Annotated in this window: 22 protein-coding genes; 16 read left to right on the top strand and 6 right to left on the bottom strand. The window is 58.6% G+C overall.

What is annotated here, in order from left to right; translation table 11 throughout:
• Window positions 1–30: 30 nt before the first annotated feature.
• Window positions 31–2,118: a TonB-dependent receptor gene (locus EC836_RS11415; RefSeq protein ID WP_123333075.1), complete on the bottom strand. Its 2,088-nt coding sequence runs from the start codon at window positions 2,116–2,118 to the stop codon at window positions 31–33.
• 898 nt (window positions 2,119–3,016) lie between these two features.
• Here EC836_RS11415 and EC836_RS11410 point away from each other — a divergent pair.
• The 9 genes from EC836_RS11410 to EC836_RS11370 all read left to right on the top strand — a co-directional run bounded on the left by EC836_RS11410 (window position 3,017) and on the right by EC836_RS11370 (window position 11,800).
• Complete coding sequence (locus tag EC836_RS11410; RefSeq protein WP_123333073.1) at window positions 3,017–4,363, top strand: FAD-binding oxidoreductase; 1,347 nt, start codon at window positions 3,017–3,019, stop codon at window positions 4,361–4,363.
• Between the two features lie 14 nt (window positions 4,364–4,377).
• Complete coding sequence (locus EC836_RS11405; RefSeq protein WP_123333071.1) at window positions 4,378–5,154, top strand: cupin domain-containing protein; 777 nt, start codon at window positions 4,378–4,380, stop codon at window positions 5,152–5,154.
• 30 nt (window positions 5,155–5,184) lie between these two features.
• Entirely contained in the window at window positions 5,185–6,072 is an 888-nt protein-coding gene (locus tag EC836_RS11400) for a transporter substrate-binding domain-containing protein (RefSeq protein WP_123333069.1), read from the top strand.
• A gap of 63 nt (window positions 6,073–6,135) precedes the next feature.
• Window positions 6,136–6,807, top strand: coding sequence for an amino acid ABC transporter permease (locus tag EC836_RS11395; RefSeq protein WP_123333067.1), 672 nt, complete (start codon window positions 6,136–6,138; stop codon window positions 6,805–6,807).
• The gene (locus tag EC836_RS11390; protein WP_123333065.1) at window positions 6,804–7,481 is read left to right on the top strand and encodes an amino acid ABC transporter permease; all 678 of its coding nucleotides are present in this window, start codon (window positions 6,804–6,806) and stop codon (window positions 7,479–7,481) included. The genes EC836_RS11395 and EC836_RS11390 overlap by 4 nt, the downstream gene beginning before the upstream one ends.
• Window positions 7,478–8,248, top strand: coding sequence for an amino acid ABC transporter ATP-binding protein (locus EC836_RS11385; RefSeq protein ID WP_123333063.1), 771 nt, complete (start codon window positions 7,478–7,480; stop codon window positions 8,246–8,248). Before EC836_RS11390 ends, EC836_RS11385 begins: the two co-directional genes overlap by 4 nt.
• On the top strand, window positions 8,245–9,528 hold the full coding sequence (locus EC836_RS11380) for an FAD-binding oxidoreductase (protein WP_123333061.1): 1,284 nt from the start codon (window positions 8,245–8,247) through the stop codon (window positions 9,526–9,528). Before EC836_RS11385 ends, EC836_RS11380 begins: the two co-directional genes overlap by 4 nt.
• A 12-nt stretch (window positions 9,529–9,540) precedes the next feature.
• Window positions 9,541–10,545, top strand: a complete 1,005-nt coding sequence (locus EC836_RS11375; protein WP_123333058.1) for an Ldh family oxidoreductase — start codon at window positions 9,541–9,543, stop codon at window positions 10,543–10,545.
• A 154-nt stretch (window positions 10,546–10,699) separates the two neighbouring features.
• A complete protein-coding gene (locus tag EC836_RS11370; protein ID WP_123333056.1) occupies window positions 10,700–11,800 on the top strand; it encodes an NADH:flavin oxidoreductase/NADH oxidase in 1,101 nt (366 codons plus the stop codon).
• A 114-nt stretch (window positions 11,801–11,914) separates the two neighbouring features.
• Here EC836_RS11370 and EC836_RS11365 read toward each other — a convergent pair whose 3' ends face one another.
• On the bottom strand, window positions 11,915–12,076 hold the full coding sequence (locus tag EC836_RS11365) for a type I toxin-antitoxin system Hok family toxin (RefSeq protein WP_123333054.1): 162 nt from the start codon (window positions 12,074–12,076) through the stop codon (window positions 11,915–11,917).
• Between the two features lie 503 nt (window positions 12,077–12,579).
• On the opposite strand from EC836_RS11365, the gene aztC reads away from it, so the two are divergent.
• Together aztC and aztD are read left to right on the top strand one after the other, a co-directional pair.
• Window positions 12,580–13,518 (top strand): zinc ABC transporter substrate-binding protein AztC, encoded by a 939-nt coding sequence (aztC, locus tag EC836_RS11360; RefSeq protein ID WP_123333052.1) that lies wholly within the window; start codon window positions 12,580–12,582, stop codon window positions 13,516–13,518.
• A gap of 42 nt (window positions 13,519–13,560) precedes the next feature.
• Window positions 13,561–14,832, top strand: a complete 1,272-nt coding sequence (gene aztD, locus EC836_RS11355) for a zinc metallochaperone AztD (RefSeq protein ID WP_123333050.1) — start codon at window positions 13,561–13,563, stop codon at window positions 14,830–14,832.
• Window positions 14,833–14,882: 50 nt separating this feature from the next.
• Here the strand turns inward: aztD and EC836_RS11350 are convergent, their stop codons facing one another.
• On the bottom strand, window positions 14,883–15,134 hold the full coding sequence (locus tag EC836_RS11350) for a hypothetical protein (protein WP_123333048.1): 252 nt from the start codon (window positions 15,132–15,134) through the stop codon (window positions 14,883–14,885).
• A 213-nt stretch (window positions 15,135–15,347) separates the two neighbouring features.
• Here EC836_RS11350 and EC836_RS11345 point away from each other — a divergent pair, with 213 nt between their 5' ends.
• The gene (locus EC836_RS11345) at window positions 15,348–16,052 is read left to right on the top strand and encodes a DeoR/GlpR family DNA-binding transcription regulator (protein WP_123333046.1); all 705 of its coding nucleotides are present in this window, start codon (window positions 15,348–15,350) and stop codon (window positions 16,050–16,052) included.
• A gap of 134 nt (window positions 16,053–16,186) precedes the next feature.
• Here the strand turns inward: EC836_RS11345 and EC836_RS11340 are convergent, their stop codons facing one another.
• Together EC836_RS11340 and EC836_RS11335 are read right to left on the bottom strand one after the other, a co-directional pair.
• Window positions 16,187–17,728, bottom strand: coding sequence for a sulfite reductase flavoprotein subunit alpha (locus tag EC836_RS11340; RefSeq protein ID WP_123333044.1), 1,542 nt, complete (start codon window positions 17,726–17,728; stop codon window positions 16,187–16,189).
• A 9-nt stretch (window positions 17,729–17,737) separates the two neighbouring features.
• Window positions 17,738–18,163: a PAS domain S-box protein gene (locus tag EC836_RS11335; protein ID WP_123333042.1), complete on the bottom strand. Its 426-nt coding sequence runs from the start codon at window positions 18,161–18,163 to the stop codon at window positions 17,738–17,740.
• A 438-nt stretch (window positions 18,164–18,601) separates the two neighbouring features.
• Between EC836_RS11335 and EC836_RS11330 the strand changes: the two genes are divergently transcribed.
• Genes EC836_RS11330 through EC836_RS11315 form a run of 4 tightly spaced genes read left to right on the top strand, consistent with a single transcriptional unit; the run spans window position 18,602 to window position 21,964 of the window.
• Window positions 18,602–19,513 (top strand): metal ABC transporter substrate-binding protein, encoded by a 912-nt coding sequence (locus tag EC836_RS11330; RefSeq protein ID WP_123333040.1) that lies wholly within the window; start codon window positions 18,602–18,604, stop codon window positions 19,511–19,513.
• A complete protein-coding gene (locus EC836_RS11325) occupies window positions 19,510–20,277 on the top strand; it encodes a manganese/iron ABC transporter ATP-binding protein (protein ID WP_123333038.1) in 768 nt (255 codons plus the stop codon). The genes EC836_RS11330 and EC836_RS11325 overlap by 4 nt, the downstream gene beginning before the upstream one ends.
• The gene (gene sitC / locus EC836_RS11320; RefSeq protein ID WP_123333036.1) at window positions 20,277–21,134 is read left to right on the top strand and encodes an iron/manganese ABC transporter permease subunit SitC; all 858 of its coding nucleotides are present in this window, start codon (window positions 20,277–20,279) and stop codon (window positions 21,132–21,134) included. The genes EC836_RS11325 and sitC overlap by 1 nt, the downstream gene beginning before the upstream one ends.
• Window positions 21,131–21,964 (top strand): metal ABC transporter permease, encoded by an 834-nt coding sequence (locus tag EC836_RS11315; protein WP_123333034.1) that lies wholly within the window; start codon window positions 21,131–21,133, stop codon window positions 21,962–21,964. Before sitC ends, EC836_RS11315 begins: the two co-directional genes overlap by 4 nt.
• Window positions 21,965–22,103: 139 nt before the next feature.
• On the opposite strand, the gene EC836_RS11310 is transcribed toward EC836_RS11315, so the two are convergent.
• On the bottom strand, window positions 22,104–23,540 hold the full coding sequence (locus tag EC836_RS11310) for a glycoside hydrolase family 1 protein (RefSeq protein WP_123333031.1): 1,437 nt from the start codon (window positions 23,538–23,540) through the stop codon (window positions 22,104–22,106).
• Window positions 23,541–23,806 lie beyond the last annotated feature (266 nt).

Below are 23,806 nucleotides of genomic sequence, written 5' to 3'. Positions count from 1 at the left end.
TGCACGCAGCCACCTGAGGTTCCGGATAAATCAGAACTTGTAGTTAACGCTGACGCCGAAGTTGACCGGTTCGCCTGCGCGGGCATACCAGTCGCCGTTCATGTTGAATGCACGGGTGACGTAGGTTTCGTTGGTGACGTTTTTCACGTAGGCCGTGATGTCGTACTCGTTGGTGGTATAACCCGCGAACAGGTTAAGCAGGCCGTACGCCGACTGTTTTTTGGTGTTGGCGTTATCGAAGTAGATGCTGCCGGTGACGTTATAGTCGGTGCGCACAAAGAAGCCGTTGTCGAAGTTGTAGTCCGCGCTGAAGCCGTAGTTATAGGCTGGCGCATTCGCCGGACGCTTATCCTTGTAGTTGGTGGAGACGTAGGTGCCGGTACCGTTATCGACTTCGGTCGGGAAGTCTTTAAATTTGGCATCGGTGTAACCCGCGTTGGCCGCCAGGCGCAGCGCGTCAGTCACCTGCCAGGTTAAATCACTTTCAATCCCTCGGCTGACCGACTTACCGCTGTTGGCGGTGTAGGAGTCCGGGTAGAAGGTGACTTCGGTCTGCTGGTTTTTCATATCGATCCAGAACAGCGCGGTGTTCCAGCGAACGCTATGATCGAACCAGTCTGATTTCAGGCCCACTTCATAGTTGGTGGTGTGTTCGGCGTCGTAGGAGCGGGCCATGTTCGGGCCGAGGGTGTTAAAGCCGCCGCTCTTGTAGCCTTTGGAGATGCTGGCGTACAGCATTGCTTCCGGCGTGACGTACCAGTTAACACCCGCTTTTGGCAGCCAGGCATCGAACGAACGATCGTTGTTGTCTTCGCCGTCGCCGGTCGGGTAGCCCATCATGGTGCCGGTTGAGGTGTAGTGCAGACGCTTTTTGTCGTAGTCGTAGCGCACGCCGGCGACCAGCTCGACATTATCCAGTACGTAGTAGCCCGCATTACCAAACACCGCGTAGTTGTCGGTTTTGATCTGCGTGTTGCCCGACTGGAAGTAGTCGTAGGAGTTGTAGCGATAGGCGATGGTGTTGTTATCGTCCTGGTGCAGGAAGTAGGTACCCAGCAGCCAGTTAAACGGACCCTGATCGGTCGAGTTCAGGCGGAACTCCTGCGAGAAGTAGCGCGTTTCGCGATCCATCAACAGTTTGGCTTCGTCAACGTCGGTGAAGTCGAGGTCCTCGTTGTCGATTTTTTTGTCGTGGTTGTAGGCGCTGATCGAGGTGAAGTCGATGGTATCCCACGAGTAGACCGCCTTCATCTGCGCTTTCCACACGTCCACGTCGGCCTGGCCGCCGTAATCGGACTTCACGTATTTGCGGCCGCTTTTGATGTCGTTCCAGTTAACGAACGGCGAGTTGCCGTCGCGCTTGTTCTGCGACTCAAAGGTGGAGATCACGTCCCAGTTGCCGTCCATCGGCTGCCAGCGCAGCTTCACGCGACCATAGAAATCACGGATGCGATCAACATCTTTCGCGCCGTCGGATTCCCGTTTGAAGTAGCCGTCACCGTAGACGTATTTCAGCGCGGTACGGTATGACCAGTCTTCGCTGTCACCGATCGCGCCGCCCGCCAGCGCGTCGGCCTGGGTGCGGTTGTAGCTGCCGTAGGAAACGCCGACTTTGTATTCCGGCACGGTGTCAGGATCTTTGGTGATGACGTTAAGCACGCCCGCCTCGGTGTTGCGCCCGTAGAGCGTGGCCTGCGGCCCGCGCAGCACCTCGACCCGGTCAACATCCAGCAGCTCGGCGTCAAACAGCGCGCTGTATACGCCATCAACGAAGAAGCCCACGGCCTGCTCGCCTTCCATGCCCGGCGTCAGGCCGCGAATGGTGAAGAATCCCGCATCAGACGTGTTGCCCGCTTTGGTCATGTAGAAGTTCGGTATGTAGGTCGAAACGTCATAGATATTGTCGATTTTGCGTCGTTCAATATCAAAATCCGTCAGCGTATACATGCTGATTGGCGTTTGCTGCTCGCCTTTAGCCACTTTTTCTGCGGTGACGGTAATGGTGGGCAGTTCGCCCGGTTTGGTTTCGTTATCGGTTTTTTTGTCGGTTGATGCCGCACCTGCCATAAATGACGCGGCGCTTAATGCGACAAAGATAGTTTTGCGATGAAATCTCATCGTAATACTCCATGAGGTAAAGGCTTTTAAAAAACCTGAATCTGCTCACGGTACATTCCAGTGTAAATTATAATGATTATAGCGTTGCCAACTGCCTTGCAATAATAAACCCATCATCATCAGGGTAATTTCAGTAACGAAAAAAATAATTAATACCACGCCACGGATCGCAGACATTGCTATGACCCGTTTTTGATTCTTATAGGTGACTGACGTTGCCCACAGACTCTTTATGGGCTAATTTCACATAAAAATAACAAATTATTCTTATGTTACGGCTTTCGGAAATCTCGTAACGCAGGCCGTGAAAGTGCCGCCACAGTCTGTAAACCCGATCAACGACCTGATAGACAAAGGAGATTTCCTTACACTCCCTTATGCGGTTTTTGTTATATCATTACCAAAATTGACAAAACAACGACAATAACCGTTAGCATTCTTTATACGTGATGTAGATCACACTTTTATATGCAATACATGAACCATTTATTTTAATGACACTTTTTACAGGGGTAAAAATAACATTAAAATCTGCGGTAATAATTCAATAAGTTAGTGATGAGTATTATTTTATGCGCAAAGTGGTACGATGAGACATGCCCGTAAAATAACGACCAACTCTGAAATAAATTACCTGATCGTTAATATGGAGGTTTTAAATAATTAATTCCCAACGCGCTGAATCGAATCGGCACAGCGAATAAATTTTGCTATTCTCCGCTTCAGCCCGCGCCAGGGCAGAGAATAAAAGCCGCATAGTCTTCATTATTACCCCCTCGGCAGCGACATTGCCTGTCCGCCAGGCCAAATTCGCTGGCTGCATAAGCAAAGCAGGGTTTGTCGTTTCTGCTGCCCGCGGTTAATCCCTATAGTCTGGGTTTTAGATCGGTTAAAACCCATGCCTCAATCTGCTAAACATTTCTTAGAAACCGCCGGAACGCTCTCCGCTTATTTTTCCCAGCGTGCTGAACCGGCGATCGCCTGGCCGCAGCTGCGTGGCGACATTGATGCCGACGCTGTGGTGATTGGCGGGGGTTTTACCGGCCTTTCCTGTGCGCTGAGCCTGGCGGAAAGCGGCGTACGCACCGTGCTGCTGGAAGCGCGGGAAATCGGCTGGGGTGCTTCTGGCCGCGCCTGGGGACAGGTGGCTGCTGCCGCCAAGTTTATGCCTGCGCAAATAGAGAAGGATTTCCCGCCTGAGGTAGCCGCGCGTATTAACCGCGCGGCCGAAACCGCGCCGGACGTCGTGTTCAATCTGGTTAAACGGCACGACATCCGCTGCGACGCGGTGCGCAGCGGCAATCTTATCGCTGCGCATAACCCCGCGAAGGAACAGTGGGTGCGCAGTACGGCGCAGGATCTTCAGCGGCGCGGCTATCCGGTTCGCCTGCTGGATGCCGCTGAAACACAGCAGTTTACCGGCAGCCAGCGCTATCGCTGCGCGCTGCTGGATGAACGCGGCGGCGCGCTGAATCCCCTTGGCTACGCGCGCGGGCTGGCGCGGGCCGCCGGGCAGGCAGGTGCCAACATTTATACGCAGTCGCCGTTTACCTCAGTGCAAAAATCGGGCAGCGGCTGGCGCATTACCACGCCTCACGGCAGCGTAACGGCGCATCACGTGGTGTTCGCTACCGGTGCGTTTACCGGCGATCTGCTGGGCCGACAAACCCAGCGCGAAATCATTCCGGTGCGCGCCTATCAGGCCGTCAGCCAGCCGCTGGCGCCGGAGATCCTCAGCCAGATCCTGCCCGGGGGCCAGCCGCTGAATGATACCCGCCGGATGTTCTCCGGGGTGCGTATCTGGCCCGATGGCCGTCTGCATGTGGGTCTGGACGGCCCGCTGTTTCGCCATCACGCCAGCGGCTGGCTTAACGCTGCGACCCAACGCCTGCAAATGATGTTCCCGCAGCTCACCACGCTGAACTGGGAACATCACTGGGCGGGCTGGGTGGATATGACCGTCGATCACTATCCGCGACTGCACCGGCTGGCGTCCGGCGTGCTGGCCGCTTACGGCTTCAGCGGGCGCGGCGTCGCCATCGGTACGCTGATGGGGCGCGATCTCGCGGCGCTGGCGCGGGGTGAAGAGGAAGATCGGCTGGTGCATGCGCTGACCGACGTCCGGCCGCTTTGGTTCCACGCCGTCCACCGTCCGCTGGTCAGTTCCCTTACCGCTCGCTACCGGCTGGAGGATCGTCTGAACGATGCCCGCTACGGCCGTGAGCCTTCTTCACTTCATCCTTAACACCAGAGATTGCTATGTATCCGATTATTACCTACCACCGCGACGAGCAGCGCCGCGATATTTTCCGCAGCTGGCTTGATGGCCGACCGCAGCTTGATGACGATCTGCTGATCGAGCGCGCCTTTTACTACAGCAAAAACGAGCAGCACGGCGTTTATTCCGGCACCGCACTGCTGCGCGAGGTTTCTCTGCAGATCGACGCTTTTGCTGCCGATCTGTGGCTGATTGTTATCGGCGGGCGGCTGACGCTGAGGCTGAGCAACGGCGATGAGATTATCGCTACCGCCGAAGAGAGCCTGGTGATCCCACGCGGCGCGCAGTTTGCACTGCACAACGAGGCGGGCACCCGAGTGTGGTTTACCGCCTATCAGCCGGAGGCAATTGCTGACGGTCATAGCGATGCGCCGCCGTTTTCGCTCGCTGCCGGTCATGCCACTGCGCAACCATTCAAAGTGGACGCCGACGCGGAGCTGGATCCCATCGAAGGGCCTGCCGCCGATCTGATTACCTCCGCCGAACGCCCGACGGTGCATCGCCGCGTGCTATACCTCAGCGCCGACGGTAAATTCAGCGTCGGCATCTGGCAGGCAACGGCCTATACCCGTCGCCTGGCCGCCTTTGGCGACTACGAGCTGATGTATCCGGTGCAGGGAGAGATCGAACTGAGCAACGCGCTGGGGGAATCCTTCGTCTACGGCCCCGGCCAGGGCGTGGTGGTCAACCGTGGCGTCAGCAATGCCTGGCACAGTACCGGGCTTGTTAAAAAAATCTACAGCAAAATCAGCGTTTAACTTTTTTTATTTCACCAGGAGAACACCTTCATGAACCGTCGCGAACTGCTTACCGCCATGCCGCTGGCCTTCGCCGCCGCCAGCCTGCCGCTGATTGCCACCGCCGAATCAGCCCCGCAGCCGCTAAACCCCGGCGACAGCACCTGGGACCGCATCCAGAAATCCAAAACCCTGCGCATCGGCGCACCGGTGATGGAGCCCTGGTACTTTAAAGACAGCAGCGGCTCGGACCTGCCGGGCGCGGTGGTCAGCAACGGCGTGACCTGGCGTGGTGTGGGCATCAGCTTTGCCAAAGCGGTGGCGGATGCGATGAACGTACAGCTGGAGATTGTGGAAACCACCTGGGCAAACGCCGTGGCCGGGCTGCAAACCGGGCAGTTTGATACCTTCGTGCTGCTGGATGCCACCCCGGCCCGCGCGCTGTCGGTCAACTTTATCCCCACCCCGCTGCTGTGGTATCCGCTGGCGCTGCTGGCGAAGGACGATGCCAAAATTGAAAACTGGCAGCAGATCAACGACCCGAGCTTTACTATCGGCGTCGGACTCGGCACCACCTGGGATGAGTTCATCACCAAGGAAGCGCCGAAGGCCAATATCAGCCGCTTCCAGAGCAGTGCGGAAATTTTTGCCGCTTTCCAGGCCGGGCGCATTAACGCCGGGCTGATTTCCGCCGTGGCTGCCGACCTGGCGCGCGCGCGCATCGGCAGCGGCAAAACGCTGGTGCCTGCGCCGAAGGTCTATATTCCCGGAGGCATCGCGGTGCGCCAGGAAAGCGACTCCCGCTGGCTGAACTACCTGAACACCTGCGCGGGCTATTTCTACTACACCGGAAAATCGCAGCAGTTCTATGAAACCTTCCTGAAGTTCCGCGGCATCGATCCGAAAAGCGTGATCCCGGTGCAGCGCGAATCCGCGTAATGCGTTTTGTTTCCGGCGGGCGTTCAGCGCCCGCCCCCTTCGCCTGAAGTCACTGAGGACGTTATGCATTATCAATGGGACTTCTCCCAGGTTTTCCGGCTGCTGCCGCTGCTGCTGGAGGGGCTGGAGGGCACGCTGCTGCTGGTCGCCTGGTCGCTGTTGGCCGCCATTCCCCTCGGCCTGCTGCTGGCGGTGCTGCGCCTGTCGCCGTCGGCGCTGCTCCGCGCTTTTGCCGGGCTTTACGTGGCCTTTTTCCGCTCCGCCCCGGCCATCGTGCTGATTTACTGGTTTTTCTTTGCCGCCCCCATTCTGTTTGCCTTCAGCCCCGCGCCGCTGACCTCCGCCGTGCTGGCCATCAGCCTGCAGGCCGCCGCCTTCTTCTGCGAGGTGTTTCGTGCCGGGATTCAGGGCGTCGATCGCGGCCAGTGGGAAGCCGCCGCCGCGCTGAATATGCGTGGCTGGGCGCGCTTTCGGCTGATTGTGCTGCCGCAGGCGCTGCGCCACGTGATGCCCGCTTTTATGAACAGGCTGATCGATCTGATCAAAACCACCACCCTGGCGTCGGTGATCGGCTTCAGCGAAGTGGTGTATAACGCCGGGCGGATTTCGTCGCAAACCTTCCGCCCGCTGGAAACCTTTACCCTGCTCGGAGGGTTGTTCTTCGTACTGCTGGCGATGATCAGCCTGGCCGCGCGCGGGCTTGAACGCCGCTGGCAGAAGGAGGCGCGCCGATGAACTACAACCTGAATTTTCATTTCCTGCTGAACTACCGCGCGGTGCTGTGGGAAGGATTACTCAACACCGTGCAGCTGTCGCTGGCGATTATGGTTAGCGGTTTTCTACTCGGCACCCTGCTGGCGCTGCTGCGCCTTTCACCGCGCCCGGCCGTTCGCGCCGTGGGGCAGATCTACGTCAATCTGCTGCGCAATCTGCCCGCGCTGATCGTGCTGTTCTGGTTTTTCTACGCCCTGCCGCTGTATACCGGGATGCAGGTGAGCCGCTTTCTGACCGCCTGGCTGGCGTTCAGCCTGTATACCGCCGCCTACTTCTGCGAGATTTTGCGCGGCAGCCTGCAAAAACTGCCTGCCGGGCAATGGGAAGCCGCCAGCATGCTGGGCTTTTCCCGTCGCCGGGCGTTTGCGGTGCTGATGCTGCCGCAGGCGCTGCGCCACAGCCTGCCCGCGCTGGTTAACGAGGTGATTGAGATCGTCAAAATCAGCGCGGTAGCGGCGACTATCGCCTTCCCTGAGCTGCTGAGCCAGGCACGGATGATCAGCGACAGCGAATACCGCCCGGTCGAAACTTATACGGCCGTAGCGGGAATTATTATGGTGTTTATCCTGCTGTTAAGCGCGCTGGCGTGGCTGATTGAGGCCCGCTATGTCCCCGCCAAATCGAGGTCGTTATGATTGAATTACGCAATATCCAAAAATCGTTCGGCGGGCAGCCGGTGCTGCGTGGCATCGATCTGCACATCGAAAAAGGGGAAGTAGTGGTGATCCTCGGGGCCAGCGGCTCCGGTAAAAGTACCCTGCTGCGCTGCATGAATCTGCTGGAAACGCCCGATCGCGGCGAAATTATTCTCAACGGCCAGCCGCTGGGTAAGCCCGCGCGCGACGGTGCACGGCGCTACGACGACCGCGATTTGCAGGCGCTGCGCGAGAAAACCGGCATGGTATTCCAGCAGTTTAACCTGTTCCCGCACCTGACCGTGGAGCGCAATATCACCGTGGCGCAGACGCATATTCTGCGCCGCAGCGCCAGCGAGGCGAAAAGCATCGCAGAACATTATCTGGCTAAGGTCGGTCTGGCGGATAAAGCCGCGTCTCTGCCGACCCAGCTCTCCGGCGGGCAGCAGCAGCGCGTGGCGATTGCGCGGGCGCTGGCGATGAAGCCGGAGCTGATGCTGTTTGACGAGGCGACCTCGGCGCTGGATCCGGAGCTGGTCGGTGAGGTGCTGAACACCATCAAGGGGCTGCGCGATGAGGGCATGACGATGGCAATTGTCACCCACGAGCTGGGTTTTGCCTGGCACGTTGCCGACCGCATCGTCTTTCTGCGCGACGGTAAGATCTACGAGCAGGGTACGCCGGATGAGATCCTGCTGCGCCCTTCTCTGCCGCATACCCAGCGCTTTCTCGCCAGCCACACCACCTTTACCCTGCCGGTAGCATGAGTCACATGGCGGACTGCATCGTGATTGGCTCCGGGGTGATTGGCTGCGCCACCGCACTCCGACTGCAGCGCGAGGGGCATTCGGTGCTGCTGCTGGATGCCGAGCGCCCCGGCGCGGGCGCGTCGTTTGGCAATGCGGGGATGGCCGGGCCGAATGCGGTGGTGCCCATGGCGACGCCCGGCTTCTGGCGACAGCTGCCTGCCCTGCTGTTCGGCGACAGGAAGAGCGTGATCGTCCGGCCGCACGCGCTGCCCGCCGCCCTGCGTTGGCTGCGCATTAGCCTGAAGATGGCTAACGAAGCCCAGATGCTGCACAGTCGCGATGGCCTGCACGCCCTGCATCATCAGGCCATTGAGGGCTGGCGTGAACTGCTGGATGAAGAGGCCTGGACGCGTCTGCTTCGGCCCGGTAGCACCGTTTCGCGCCATCAATCCACCAGCGCGGAAGCGGTGATGACTTCGCTGGCGATCCGGCTGCGGGCGCAGGTTGGCGTGGCAACACGAATTCTATCCCCTGCAACGATTTCCCGCTGTTTCACGGAGCTGGATGCAGATGGCAGTATTTTTACCGCCGTTGACCACACCGCTGCCGTGCGGGATCCGGCCGCGCTGCTGGAGACGCTACGGCAGCATTTTATCGCCGCCGGAGGCCGCTGGCAGCGCTATCGCGCCGAACGCCTTGTGCTGAACGATGGCCTTATCCACAGCGTGACTGGCGACGGAGGCAGGCTAAGCGCGCAGCATTACGTTCTGGCGGCGGGCCATGCGTCCTCTTCCCTGTTGCCCGCCGGTAATCTGCACGTTCCGCTGATCGCCGAGCGCGGCTATCACATTATGCTGGAACGCAGTCGCCCGCTGTTCAATGACTCGCCCCAGGACGGCCTGACGCCCTGCGTACTGCACGACGCCAGCCATAAGTGCGTGATAACGGAAATGTCCGGCGGCATTCGGGTCAGCGGCTTTGCCGAATACGCGCATCCGGGCAGCCCCGCCCGTCGCGACTGCTATGACCGGCTGGAGCGCTATTTTCGCCAGCGCTTTCCGCGCTATCCCCGGGTACGCCTTTCGCAGTGGTACGGGCATCGACCGTCAACGCCGGACTCGCTGCCCTACATCGATCGCCATCCCGCCGCCGCGAACCTGATTTGCGCCTTCGGCCACGGCCATTACGGCATGTCCGGCGCGCCGGCGACCGCGCGCCGGGTGAGCGATCTGTTCGCCAGCGCTGATGATTCTGCCGCGCAGTCACCGTTCAGCCTGCGCCGCTTTACCGACGAATAAAAGGAGCACCCAATGAGCGTGACTCTCTCTTTTGAACAGCTGCATGAACGTATACAGGCGGTACTGGCCGCCGCAGGTATTCCTTCCACCATCGCCGGGATACTGGCTCAGCGTATTGCCATTGCCGAGCGCGACGGCACGCTGAGCCACGGCCTGATGCGCCTGCCGGATTATCTGGCCTCGATAAAGGCGGGATGGATTACTGCCAATGCGCAACCGGTGATTGACGCGCAGCCTTCGCCGTTTGTGCAGGCGGACGGCGGCAATGGTTTTACCCAGGCCGCCGCACAGCTGGCGCGGCAGGCGGTGCTTGAACGGCTGTCCCGTTACGGTATCGCTCTGCTGAGCATTCGCAATGCCCACCATATTGGCGCGCTGTGGACCGATATCGAGGAGTATGCCGGTCGTGGCTATGTTGCACTAAACTTTGTCAATTCGCGCCCGCGCCTGGCGCTGTACGGTTCACCGGGGCCGCTGGTCGGCACCAACGCCATGGCCTTTGCCTTTCCCGATGGCAACGGCGGCGTGCTGGGCTGGGATCAGGCCTCCAGCACGATGTCGCTAGGCGAGGTCAAGCAGCATACACTGCGCGGCGTACCGTTGCCGGAAGGCACGGGGCTGGATCAATCCGGCCAGCCAACCACCGATCCCGCTGCGGTGCTGCACGGCGGCACGCTGCTGCCCTTCGGCGGCCACAAAGGTTCGGGGATTGCGCTGATGGTGGAAGTGATGGCCGCCGCGCTGACCGGCGGGCGTTTCGGCTTTGAGGATCGCTCAGCGGATTATCCCGGCGCGGCCAGCTCCAACGCCGGGCAGACGATAATCGTTATCGATCCGGCGTTCAGTACCGCCACGCCGTTTGCGGAACGCATCGCCAGCCTGGTAAAGCACCTGCACAGCGATCCCGATCTGCGTCTGCCCGGCGAACGCCGCCGCCAGCAGCGGCTGCGTACCGAACGGGAAGGGTTTCGCGTGGCGGGTGAAACGGCGTCGCTCCTGGGCGTGGCTTCGCACTGAGGGCATACCCTACGCTATCGCGCGAGCCAAAACACTGAAGGTTTGACGGCTGCGCTGTTGCGTGTTGCTTTACGCAAAGCGTAAAACAACATTGCTGTCGGGTATCGCTTTGCGCTGAGCGGCGTATATTTTAACTTTTGCAACGGAGAGTGTTATGAGTCAACTATTCAGCCCCGTCCAGATCGGCCAGCTGGCGCTGGACAACCGCATCGTGATTGCGCCGATGTGCCAGTATTCTGCCGATAACGGCCACGCCACCGCCTGGCACCGCATTCATCTTGGGCATTTAGCCCTTTCCGGCGCCGGATTGCTGATTGTAGAGGCCACCGCCGTTGAACCGGCAGGCCGCATTTCTCCTGCCGATTTAGGGCTGTGGGATGATTCAACCGAAGCGGCGCTGGCCGAGGTGGTGCGCGATATCCGCATCTATTCGCCGATCCGCCTCGGCATCCAGCTGGGCCACGCGGGGCGTAAAGCCTCCTGCGCCGCACCCTGGAACGGTGGCCACCAGCTGGCAGCTGAACAAGGTGGATGGCAAACCGTTGCGCCGTCGGCGGCCCGCTTTGCCGAAGGCGATGCACCTCCTCATGCACTGACCAAAGAGGAACTTGGCGAACTCAAGCAGGCGTTTGTCGATAGCGCCGAGCGCGCGGTGCGGCTGGGCTTCGAGCTGATTGAGCTGCACGCGGCGCACGGCTATCTGCTGCATCAGTTCCTCTCACCGCTCAGCAACCAGCGCGAAGATGAGTACGGGGGATCGCTGGAGAATCGCCTGCGTTATCCTCTGGAGGTTTTCCGCGCGGTGCGTGAGGCCGTGCCGGCATCGGTGGCGGTAGGTGCGCGCCTGTCGGCCACCGACTGGGTGGAGGGCGGCTGGGATGTGGCGCAGTCGATTGCTTTCAGCCGCGAACTGGAAGCGCTGAACTGTGACTATCTGCATATTTCCAGCGGCGGGCTGTCCACCGCGCAGGCGATTACCGTGCGGGATGGCTATCAGCTGCCGTTCGCACGCGACATCCGTCAGCAGGTCGGCATTCCGGTCATTGGCGTGGGGCTGATCACCGATCCGCATCAGGCCGAAGCGGCGCTGACCAATGGCGATGCCGATCTGGTGGCGCTGGCGCGCGGCATTCTTTATAACCCGCGCTGGCCTTGGCATGCTGCGGCCGCGCTTAAAGGCCAGGTCAGCGTGCCGCCGCAGTATCTGCGTTCGGAACCGCACGGGGTTAAGGGCACGTTTAAAAGCGGCTCGTGATGAAAAGGACGGGGTTATCAGCGCTAACTGATAACCCCGTAGACAGTGCTTTTGGACGTCGTCACAACGAGTGATAAGCCCGTTAGCGGGGGAATGATTCCCCCGCGCGGGTTGCTACTTACCGGATTCGTAAGCCATGAATAATGCAGCAACCTCCCGATCTGCCTCCTTCCAGCGCAATTCGCAGAGCGTTTCGCGTGTCAGCCAGGTAAATATTAACAGTGTCATGCAGATGATTAGCAAACACACGATAATAACAGCGGGTGGCAATCTCATAGCCGTACTCCTTGTCTTTCGACGGGTAAGAGGCTACAGTCACGTTGTTCGGACGATCAGTAGGCCTCGTTGGTGATTGAAAAATTACCTTCGGGGCTTTCTGCTTTTTGTCTCCGTCGCATTCGCATGAGACCAGACAAAAGGCCTCAAGCACCGTGGCGTAGTATGCTGTAATTTTTTCTCAGAATGTATTAGTAGATTCTTGTATTATCTGATTAATTTCTCTGAACCCCTTCCTGGCAGGAACTGCTTATCCCCGGTCAGTAGGCTGCAAATTGATGGCCCCGGCCTATCTTTTTTAGCTATATTTTGTCTTTGACGCTTCCCCAGATCCACACCCTTCAACGCCTCGCTTGAGAGCGGCTGTTCACTCACTTTCTTAACCAAACCTCGGAATCAATAATCGTTTGCATCATCAAGTGTTATGTTATAACGTTTCATTGTGTAAATTTTTGTATGCCTTTATGGCTTTCCGCCAGGGATAAAATCAGGAGAGTGATGTGATGAAGAAGCCCGGCCTGCCCGCGTTATCGCTGGTGATGGCATTCATGCTGTCGCTGTTTGCTGCCGCGCAGGCAAACGCCAAAATTAATGTGATCGCCAGCTTCTCAATTATTGGCGATATGGCGAAAAATATTGGTGAAGACCGCATTACGCTGCGCACGATCGTTGGACCAAACGGCGATGCGCACGTCTATGAACCGTCCCCCGCCGACGCAATCGCGATGGCAAAAGCCGATGTGATTCTGATTAACGGCCTGAAGCTGGAAGGCTTTATGACAAGGCTGATCCGCTCCAGCGAGAGCACCGCGCCGGTTGTTGAAACGACCAATGACGCCACGATCCTGCGCGATCCGGCAGGTGGGCATTATCACTTTAACAACGGCAAGGCGGTGTTCCATGCCGCTCCGTTCGATCCGCACGCCTGGCAGTCCGTCGCCAATGCGAAAATTTACGTGAAGAATATTACCGAAGCGTTCTGCGCGACGGATAAGGATAACTGCGCGTTTTATCAGCAGAACGCCCACCGCTACGCGGAAAAACTGAACGTGCTGGACGGCAGAATCACCGCCGCAATTCAGCAGATGCCGCCGGAGGAGCGCACCGTGGTCGTCGGGCATCATGCCTTCCGCTATTTCGAAGAGGCTTACGGCATCCATTTCCTTTCGCCGCAGGGCGTATCCACGGAGTCTGAAGCCTCGGCGGCGGACGTCGCCGGAATTTTAAGGGAGATAAAAACCCGCCGCGCCTCCGCCATTTTCGCTGAGAACATTTCTAATCCGCGGCTGGTACAGCAGATCGCCAGCGAAGCCGGGCTGCACGTTGCCGGAACGCTTTACTCCGATGCACTGTCCGCCGAAGACGGCCCCGCCGCCACCTATCTCGCCATGATGGAGCATAACGCTACAACGCTTGCGGCCGCCGCCATCGGGAAAAAGTAACCGACTCATTATTCTGGGAAATAGTTAAAGATGGAGATAAGCATGAAAAAACGTATTTTATCAGCGGCGATTTCCGCGCTGCTGCTAGGCTTCGCGGCGGGTTCCGCACAGGCTGAAGAGGACGTTAACGCCTGGCGGCTGTTTGTCGCCGACCACGATAAACCAACGATCAATGTGATTGATGCGCTGGACGGCGATAAGCTGGCGACGCTTAACGTGAAAGGCCCGGCCAGCCTTTCGCGCACCGAGAGCGGCGCGGTGGTATTTGCGATTCAGGGCAGCGCCAACGTGGTGTCGACGATCTCTTCCGGCATTGCCTTCCACGATCACGGCGATCATGCCGATATCGATATCGACGATGCGAAGCTGCTGAAGGTGGAGCTGGACGGCAAAAAACCCGGCCACTTTGTGGAGCGCCAGGGCAAGGTTGCGCAGTGGTTTGATGGTGAAAATAGCGCGCAGCTGCTGACCGAGCATGCGGTACTGGCGGGCAAAAATGATGCGGCCAAAGTGAGTGTTGTAGCCGCGCATCACGGCGTCGCGGTGCCGTACGATGGTTTCGCGGTGGTTTCTATTCCGAATCCTGAAGATGCTACTAAGCGCCCCATCGGCGCGCGGGTGGTTGACCTGAAAGGAAATAAAGTCGGCGAAGATGCTGCCTGCCCGGGACTACACGGTTCTGCCGGTTCGGGCAATATCTATGCCCTCTCCTGCGCTACCGGCCTGCTGCTTATCACGCAAAATGACGATGCGCCGGTGATTAAGCATCTGCCTTACGCAAAATCACTGCCGGAAGGCAGCACCTCCACGCTGATTGGCGGTAAGGGCATGCAGTACTTTATTGGCAACTACGGCCCGGACCGCCTGGTGCTGATTGACCCGACAGAAGCGGACAGCTTCCGGTTGATCCAGCTGCCAACCCGCCGCGTGCATTTTACCGTTGACCCGGTGCGGCCGAAATTCGCCTACGTGTTTACAGAAGACGGCAAGCTGAATCAGATTGACGTGCTGAAGGGGCAGATTACCCAGTCGGTGAAGGTCACCGAACCCTACTCAATGGACGGCCACTGGAACGATCCGCGCCCGCGCATTGCCGTGGCGGACAGCAAAATCTTCGTGACCGATCCGCTGAAAAGCAAAATCCACGTGCTGGATGCGGTGGCGTTTAAAGAAACCGGCGAGATCGCGGTGGCAGGACAGCCGTTTAATATCGTGGCGGTGGGCGGATCGGGCAAAGTTCACGGCGGCGGGCACGCGCACGATGAACAGGGTCACAGCCATGAGCACGCTCATAGCCACGAACACACGCATTAACAGGTAAAAGCACCGCCGCCGGAACAGGCCCCGGCGGCGTGGCTTGCGGTTTATGCCCGGCTGCGCAGCTGGGTGCAGAACGGGCAGCCGCATCCGGCGACCGGGACGGCGGCGCAGGTGGCAAAGGCACTGGCCTGCCCTCGCACCCCGTGCGGGTTATAGACGTTGCCGATAAGCACATTTTCAGCGGTTTTTAACTGATCCTGCGACGGAGCGGAAATTTGAGTCTCTTTCGCCTGAAAGGCCAGCGCCTGGGCTGAGGCCATCGTCAGAGAGAGCGCAATAATTTTACTGATTTTCATCTGAACCCCTAATGAACATTCCGGGCACTGTCGGGCTGTCTTAACGACCGCGGGCCTTGGGTGAAACGGTTTTAGTTTAAAAACTGGAGATTAACCTGATTGGTTATGAAATAACATAACATCCGCTTCGCGCTGCGCAAATTTCTTACCCACTTACCTACAGCATTATCCAGCCCTGTCGCCGCCCTGAGCCAATACCGAATTCAGCGCCAGATGCTGAATCAGCATGATGGTTTTCGCATCCTGAATTTCCCCGCCATCTCTGAAGACTCTATCCGCCGCGATCTCCGGGAACTGGCCGCCGAGGGGAAACTTCAGCGAGTGCACGGCGGCGCGCTGGCGGTTTCAACAGCCATCGCGCCCTATGAAACGCGCAAAAACGTGCAAACTCAGGCAAAAAAGATTATCGCTCAGAAAGCAGCGGCACTGATTAAGCCGGGCAACGTGGTAATCGTGGACGGGGGCACCACTACTGGAGAAATGGTCCGGCTGATCCCGAAAACGCTGCCGTTTACGCTGGTCACCCACAGCCCGAGCATTGCGGTCAGCATGGTCGATCATCCGCTGGCCGAGGTGATTCTGATTGGCGGCCAGTTATACAAGCACTCGCTGGTGACGGTCGGCGCGGCGATGATCGAATCCATCCAGCGCATTCATGCCGACCTGTTCTTTATGGGCGTGACGGGCATTCATCCCACTGCCGGATTTACCACCGCAAACTATGAAGAATCCTGCGTGAAGCGCGCACTTTCAGAACGCGCCGCCGAAACCGTGGTGATGGCATCACCGGAAAAGCTGAATTCCGCCTCGGCCTTTGTGATCGGCGGCCTTGAGTTAGCCAGTACGCTGATTGTGGAAGAGAGCCTGAATGACAAGATGAGCCAGGCGCTGGCAAAGTTGCAGATTGCGGTGATTTAATGGCGGGGCTTGCCGCGCCATCAGTCGAACTGACCCTCTGATGGCAAAGGGTTTACCTGCGCAGGTCGGCGACAACGAATGATGTTCGCTCCAAAAAAGTGACTGAAGCGAACATCTGCGACTAACCTGACGGATTAGTAAAGCTCCAGATGCAGCCGCCCCTGCTGCGCAAGCTGCTGCCACAGCGTCTCTTCGCCCTGACCTTCTAATCCACATACCGCCGTCAGCGCATCTTCTACCGCGCCTTCCAGATGCTGCTTGTTGCCGCACAGATAAACGTGCGCGCCGCGCTGTAGCATCGCGCTGATGTACTCAGCATGCTCTGCTATCGCATCCTGCACGTAGTATTTGCTGGCCCCGTCGCGCGAGAAGGCGGTAATCAGCTGGCCGATAGTGCCCTGCTGCTCAAGCTCCTCCAGCTCGCTCTGATAGAGGAAATCCCCCTCCCGGCGCTTTTCACCGAAGATCAGGCAGGTTTCACGCGTCGTCGCGCTCTCCGTTGCCTGCTCGCGTAGCAGCCCGATCAGCGGCGCGATACCGGTGCCGGTGCCGATCAGCAGCAGCGGCGCACTTTCGTCCTTCGGTAACCAGAACCCCGGGTTTGCACGGCTGAATATGCGCATCGCACCGTTGTCACCCAGCAGCCAGCCGGTTGCCACACCCTTGCGCCCCCGGTTGCGGCGTTCATAGCACACTTCACGCACGCACAGATCGACGATCTCCGTATCGGGGCGGGAGGCGATAGAGTAAGCGCGCGGCAGGCAGCCAGGCAGCAGCTCCAGCAGCGCGTCCAGCGTCACCGACTGCGGCGTGCAGAAATCTTCGAGCACATCAAGCAGGTCAGCGCCGTAAAGGTATGCCTCCAGCGTTTTGCGCTGGCTGATTTTCAGCAGTGCCTTTAGCTCATCGCTAGCGGAGAGCTTCGCCAGCTCGCGCAGCGTGGTTTTGCTTATCTGCCGCAGTTCCCGGCGGCGCAGGGCGTCGGCAGCGTCGCTGCGGCCAAGCCAGTTGCTGAGGGCTGCCAGTAGATCGGCATCATTTTCCGGCTGGAGATAGAGCGTATCCCCGGCGCGGTAGTGGATGCCGCTATCGGTAATATTCAGGCGGATATGCCACGCGTAGGGTGCTTCGGCGCTGAGTCGACGGCGTTCAACGACCGGCGCAGCAAAGGCGTTATCTTCACTCCAGGCGGTTACCTGCAGGTGCAGATCGCGCCCCGCCTGTTCATCGCCGTTAAGCACTTTTTCCAGCACCGCCAGCCACTGGGAGAAAAAGCCGTCAAACGCGGCATCGGCATCCACACGGTTAATGACGCTACGTGCCCCATGCTCCGCCAGTGCCGCATCAAGCGTTTTGGTGAAGCCACAAAAGTTGGGATAGGCGGTATCGCCAAGGCCAAAAATAGCGTAGTGCAGGCCGTCAGCCCCCGCATAGTGTTGCAGCTGGTCAATAAACTGTTCCGCGTTGGCCGGAGGTTCGCCATCGCCAAACGAGCTGGAGACGATCAGCAGCAAATCGCCGGAACGCGGCTCTGCCTGAAAGAGATGGTTAAGCTCCAGAACCTGCGGAGCGAAGGGGTGCAGAAAAGGCTGCTCGCCCAGGCGCAGTGCCAGCGCCCGGGCATTGCCCGATTCCGAACCGTAGCCAATAACGATACGTTCGATGAGATCGGCCATAGTGATGTCTTAGTTATCGTAGAATTCGTCGAACTGTTCTTTAGAGAACTCCACCGCTTCAAAATCGGTCATCAGGTCGTTAATCACCCGACGGATGCTGATGTAAGAAGTGATAGCGCCCTGCTCGTCGTACAGCGGCTGCACGGTGGTATCGACCACATACAGGCCGCCGCCTTTGCCGACGTTCGGGATAATGCCGGTCCAGATATTGCCCGCTTTGATGGTGTCCCACATATCTTTGTAGGTCGCTTTGGGTACCGACGGATGACGCACGATGCTATGAGGCTGGCCCAGCAGTTCTTCACGGCTGTAGCCGGTCAACTGGCAAAACAGATCGTTAACGTAGGTGATGGTGCCCTGCAGATCGGTGGTGGAGATCACCATCACTTTATCGAGGGCGGACAGCAGCTGTTCGGATTTAAGAGTCTGGCTCATAGCAAATTTCCTTGTCGTTAACCTGATGAGGTTGCTCAGTGCAGGTGAGGTCTGTGAATCGTTATCATGCGAAAGATAAGTTGCATTTGAAATGCATCTTATAGCCAATAACCCTACAAAATCAAGTTAAATGATTGTTGCAAATAGGAAAATGAAAGGTGTAATTGACACAAAAAGAATCTAAAGGCCCGGCGGATTGATGCCGACCACCGTCCCCGTCAAGAGGTAGTCACCCGGCGTCTGGCACGACGATCCACGGCTAACCATCCGAGTTCGGATGGCCTGGTCCGTCAGATTCCGCTCGAAAAAATGAAAATAATTATCATTATTAATTTTATGTATTTGTGCGTAAATTCTGTTCTCAAAAATTTATAGCCTGTGCTATAACTCATAGCATCAGCTAATTGCCCTGCGTAACTTTCTTACAGGAGAACATTGATGCCTCGTCTGAACTGGTTTAAAGGATTGTGCTGCGTTGCCCTGCTGGCGGCGCTGCCGTTAACGCCCGCCTCTGCGGCAGAAAAATTCCGCGTGATCACCACCTTTACGGTGATTGCCGATATGGCACAGAACGTGGCGGGAGACGCTGCCGAGGTGGCCTCGATCACCAAGCCCGGCGCGGAGATCCATGAGTATCAACCCACGCCCGGCGACATCAAACGCGCACAGGGGGCACAGCTGATCCTCGCCAACGGCCTGAATCTGGAACGCTGGTTCAGCCGCTTCTATCGCCATCTGAAAGGGGTGCCGGAAGTGGTGGTGTCCGACGGCGTGGAGCCGATGGGCATCAGTGAAGGGCCTTACAGCGGTAAACCGAACCCGCACGCGTGGATGTCGGCGAAAAACGCGCTGATCTACGTCGATAATATTCGCGATGCGCTGGTGAAATACGATCCGGCCAATGCCGCCACCTACCAGCGCAACGCCGAGCGCTATAAACAGCAAATCAGCGCCACCGTTGCCCCGGCGCAGCAGGCGCTGGCGCAGATCCCGGAAGACAAGCGCTGGCTGGTGAGCAGCGAAGGTGCCTTCTCCTATCTGACCCGCGATTATGGCCTGAAAGAACTGTATCTGTGGCCGATCAACGCCGATCAGCAGGGTACGCCGCAGCAGGTGCGCCGGGTGATTGACGCCGTGAAGCAGCATCAAATCCCGGCGGTATTCAGTGAAAGCACCATTTCCGACAAGGCCGCGCGCCAGGTTGCGCGTGAAACCGGCAGCCACTACGGCGGCGTGCTCTACGTGGATTCACTCAGCCAGCAGGACGGCCCGGTGCCGACCTATCTGGATTTACTGCGGGTGACCAGCGAGACCATCGTAAGCGGTATCCAGCAGGGGTTAGCAAAATGAAACTTAGTGCCCTTCAGCAGCCCGGCGGCATTCACGTGAGCGATGTCACCGTGACCTACCGCAACGGCCACACCGCGCTGCGCAACACCACGCTTGATATTCCCACCGCCAGCATCGCCGCGCTGGTGGGGATTAACGGCTCCGGCAAGTCGACGCTGTTTAAGGCAATCATGGGGTTTGTGCCGCTCTCTTCCGGCAGCATCACCCTGCTTGGCCGCCCCGGCAGCCAGGCGCTGAAGCAGAACCTGGTTTCCTACGTGCCGCAGGCGGAAGACGTGGACTGGTCGTTTCCGGTGCTGGTGGAAGATGTGGTGATGATGGGGCGCTACGGCCATATGGGCATGCTGCGCATCGCCCGCCAGCAGGATCGCGATATCGTCGCCGACGCGCTGGCGCGGGTGGGGATGTCCAACTATCGCCACCGGCAGATCGGTGAGCTTTCCGGCGGCCAGAAGAAGCGCGTGTTCCTGGCCCGCGCCATCGCCCAACGCGGCCGGGTGATCCTGCTGGATGAGCCGTTTACCGGGGTGGATGTGAATACCGAGCGGCAGATTATCAGCCTGCTGCACGAGCTGCGCGATGAGGGACGCACCCTGCTGGTGTCAACGCACAATCTGGCGTCGGTCAGCGAGTACTGCGATCACACGGTGATTATTAAGGGCACGGTGCTGGCCTGCGGTACCACCGCCACCACCTTCACCCGCGAGAATCTGGAAAATGCCTTCAGCGGCGCGCTGCGCGATATCGTCTGGGAGAATCCGTAATGGGCTGGCTGGCGGAACCGTTCCACTATGAGTATATGCTCAACGCGATGTGGGTCTCCGCGCTGGTCGGCGGCGTGTGTGCGTTTCTCTCCTGTTATTTGATGCTGAAAGGCTGGTCGCTGATTGGCGATGCGCTGTCCCACTCCATCGTCCCCGGCGTGGCGGGTGCCTATATGCTCGGCCTGCCGTTTGCCCTTGGCGCGTTCTTTTCCGGCGGACTGGCCGCGGCCGGTATGCTGTTTCTTAACCAGCGCACCCGGCTGAAGGAGGACGCGATCATCGGCCTGATCTTCTCCTCCTTCTTCGGCCTTGGGCTGTTTATGGTGTCGCTGAATCCCACCTCGGTGAATATTCAGACCATCGTGATGGGCAATATCCTGGCGATTGCGCCCGGCGATATCCTGCAGCTGGCGATTATCGGCCTCACCTCGCTGGCGATCCTGCTGATTAAGTGGAAAGACCTGATGGTGACCTTTTTCGATGAGAACCACGCCCGCTCGATCGGCCTGAATCCTGCCCGGCTGAAGCTGCTGTTCTTCACCCTGCTTTCCGCCTCGACCGTGGCCGCCCTGCAGACCGTCGGCGCGTTTCTGGTGATCTGCCTGGTGGTAACGCCGGGGGCGACCGCCTATCTGCTGACCGACCGCTTTCCAAGGCTGCTGATGATTGCGGTGGCGATTGGCAGCATCACCAGCTTTTTCGGTGCCTGGCTTAGCTACTATCTGGACGGCGCAACCGGCGGCATTATCGTGGTGGCGCAGACGGTTATCTTCCTGCTGGCGTTTATCTGGGCCCCTAAACACGGGATGCTGGCGCGCCGTCGACTGGCCCGACAAACGCAGGAGGCACAGCCATGAACCTGACCGAACTGCTGCTCAGCCCGTTTGAGTTTGATTTTATGCAGAACGCGCTGGCGATCTCGCTGCTGGTGGCGATCCCATGTGCCCTGCTCTCCTGCTTTATGGTGCTGAAAGGCTGGTCGCTGATGGGTGATGCGATGAGCCACGCGGTGTTTCCCGGCGTGGTGCTAGCCTACATCATCGGTATTCCGGTGGCGATCGGTGCGTTCGTCGCCGGGCTGTTCTGCGCGCTGGCCACCGGCTTCGTGGCGGAGAACAGCCGCATCAAGCGCGATACGGTGATGGGGATAATCTTCTCCGGGATGTTTGCCCTCGGGCTGATCCTTTATCTGTCCATCGAGTCGGACGTGCATCTCGACCATATTCTGTTCGGCGATATGCTGGGGATTGGGCTGTCGGATATGCTGCAGACCGGCGGGATTGCCGCGCTGATTGCGCTGATTGTGCTGGTGAAGTGGAAGGATTTACTGCTGCACGCTTTCGATCCGCATCAGGCAAAGGCCTGCGGGATTAACACCTCGCTGCTGCACTACGGCCTGCTGTGCATGATCGCCATGACTATTGTGGCTACGCTGTCGGCGGTGGGGATTATTCTGTCGATTGCGCTGCTGATTGCGCCGGGGGCGATTGCCCTGCTGCTGATGCGCCGCTTCTCGTCAGTGCTGATTTTCGCCGTGCTGCTGTCGATGGCGGTCTGCTTCCTCGGCACCTGGCTGTCGTTTTTCCTCGACAGCGCGCCCGCACCGACGATCGTGGTACTGTTCAGCCTGATCTTTATCGTGGCGTTTATCTGGTCCAGCCTGCGCGCCCGCGCGGTGATGGCCTAGGCCGTCGCTTTCTGAGGCAGCCGAGCCCGTGCAGCGGCGCTCAGGTCCAGACTTTTCGCTTCTTTCTGATTCAGCCCGCGCCGGGTAGCTCGGTGTTGAACGTTCAGACAGGCTGCCCCCTGCGGGGCAGCCGTCGTCTTTAGCCGAGATCCTGACCGTTGGTGGCAATCACCTGCTTATACCAGTGGAAGGATTTTTTACGGTAGCGGTCGCCGGTGCCGTTGATGTTGTCATCCAGATCGACGTAGATCATGCCGTAGCGCTTGCTCATCTCCCCGGTGGACATACTCACCAGATCGATGCAGCCCCACGGCGTGTAGCCCATCAGATCCACCCCGTCTTCCACCGCTTCCGCCATTGCGCTGATGTGCTGGCGCAGATAATTTATGCGGTAGTCATCGGCGACGTAGTGATTTTCATCCGGCTTATCGATTGCGCCCAGGCCGTTTTCAACGATAAACAGCGGCTTCTCGTAGCGGTCGTACAACTCGTTCAGCGCGATGCGCAGGCCGGTTGGGTCGATCTCCCAGCCCCAGTCGCTGGCTTCAAGGAACGGGTTGCGCGCCCCACCGAGCAGGTTGCCGTGCGCCGCCGCCGCTTCCGGATTAGTGGCGTAAATGGTGCGGGACATGTAGTAGCTGAAGCCGATGTAGTCGACGGTGTGCGCTTTCAGCAGGTCCAGATCGCCCGGCTGGATATCCAGCTTCACGCCCAGCGACTGCCACAGGCTTTTCGCGTAGTACGGATATTTGCCGCCCACCTGCACGTCGGCACAGTAGAAGTCGGAAGACTGACGCTCTTTCAGCGCCGCCAGCTGGTTAACCGGGTTGCAGTCGAAGCCGTAGCTGGTGGCATAGAGGATCATGCAGCCAATCTTGATGTCCGGGTTGGTTTCATGGGCGATTTTCACCGCCAGGCTGCTGGCAACGAACTGATTATGCAGCGCCTGGAATTTTGCCTGCGGCTCCAGCGCGCCGGTTTTCACCGTCAGGCCCTGGCTCATGATTGGGAAGTGGAAAGCGCTGTTGATCTCGTTAAAGGTCATCCAGTACTTCACCTGCTGGCCAAAGCGTTCCAGCACCGTGCGAGCAAAGCGCTCGAAGTGGCCGATCACCTCGCGCCCCTGCCAGCCGCCGAAGGTTTTCGCCAGGTGCAGCGGCATTTCATAGTGGGAAATGGTGATCACCGGCTCGATGCCGTGGGCAATACAGGTGTCGATGACCTGCTGATAGTGGTTGAGGCCCGCTTCGTTCGGCTGCAGCTCTACCCCGTTCGGGTAGATGCGCGTCCAGGCGATGGAGAAGCGATAGCATTTGAAGCCCATCTCCGCGAACAGCGCGATATCCTCACGGAAGCGGTGATAGTGATCGATGCCTTTATGGTTCGGGTAGGTATAGCGCTCGGTATCCAGCGAGAATTCAAATTCCGGCGAGGAAACGATGCTCAGACGCGCCTTGCCGCCGGGGATAGCATCAACAATCGACAGACCTTTACCGTCCTTATCGTATGCGCCTTCCACCTGATTGGCAGCGGTTGCGCCACCCCACATAAAGCCCTGCGGAAATCTTTCTTTCATTGCCGTAATCCTTTCAACATTCGCAAATTTTGCGGCTCCGCCTCAGGATGGATCGATTCAGCGCAGCCCGAAGGATGATAATACAAGAGCGCTGGGGAAAGCGTAAGCCGCAGCCCGCTGGGATGGCGCAAATGGCGTAAAAATGAGGAGGATGCTGAGATAAATGCCGACGAAATTAGCATTTTGCTGCAAACATCAGCAGTTAGCTGATTTTATTGATTTTCCACGTTGACACACCCGGTCGCGATCATTAATATGCGCCTCGT

The sequence above is a fragment of the Erwinia sp. JUb26 genome (assembly GCF_003751505.1).
Lineage (GTDB): Bacteria > Pseudomonadota > Gammaproteobacteria > Enterobacterales > Enterobacteriaceae > Erwinia.
The sequence above is the reverse complement of the archived record's forward strand: the minus strand, read 5'-3'. Positions and strand labels throughout refer to the sequence as shown.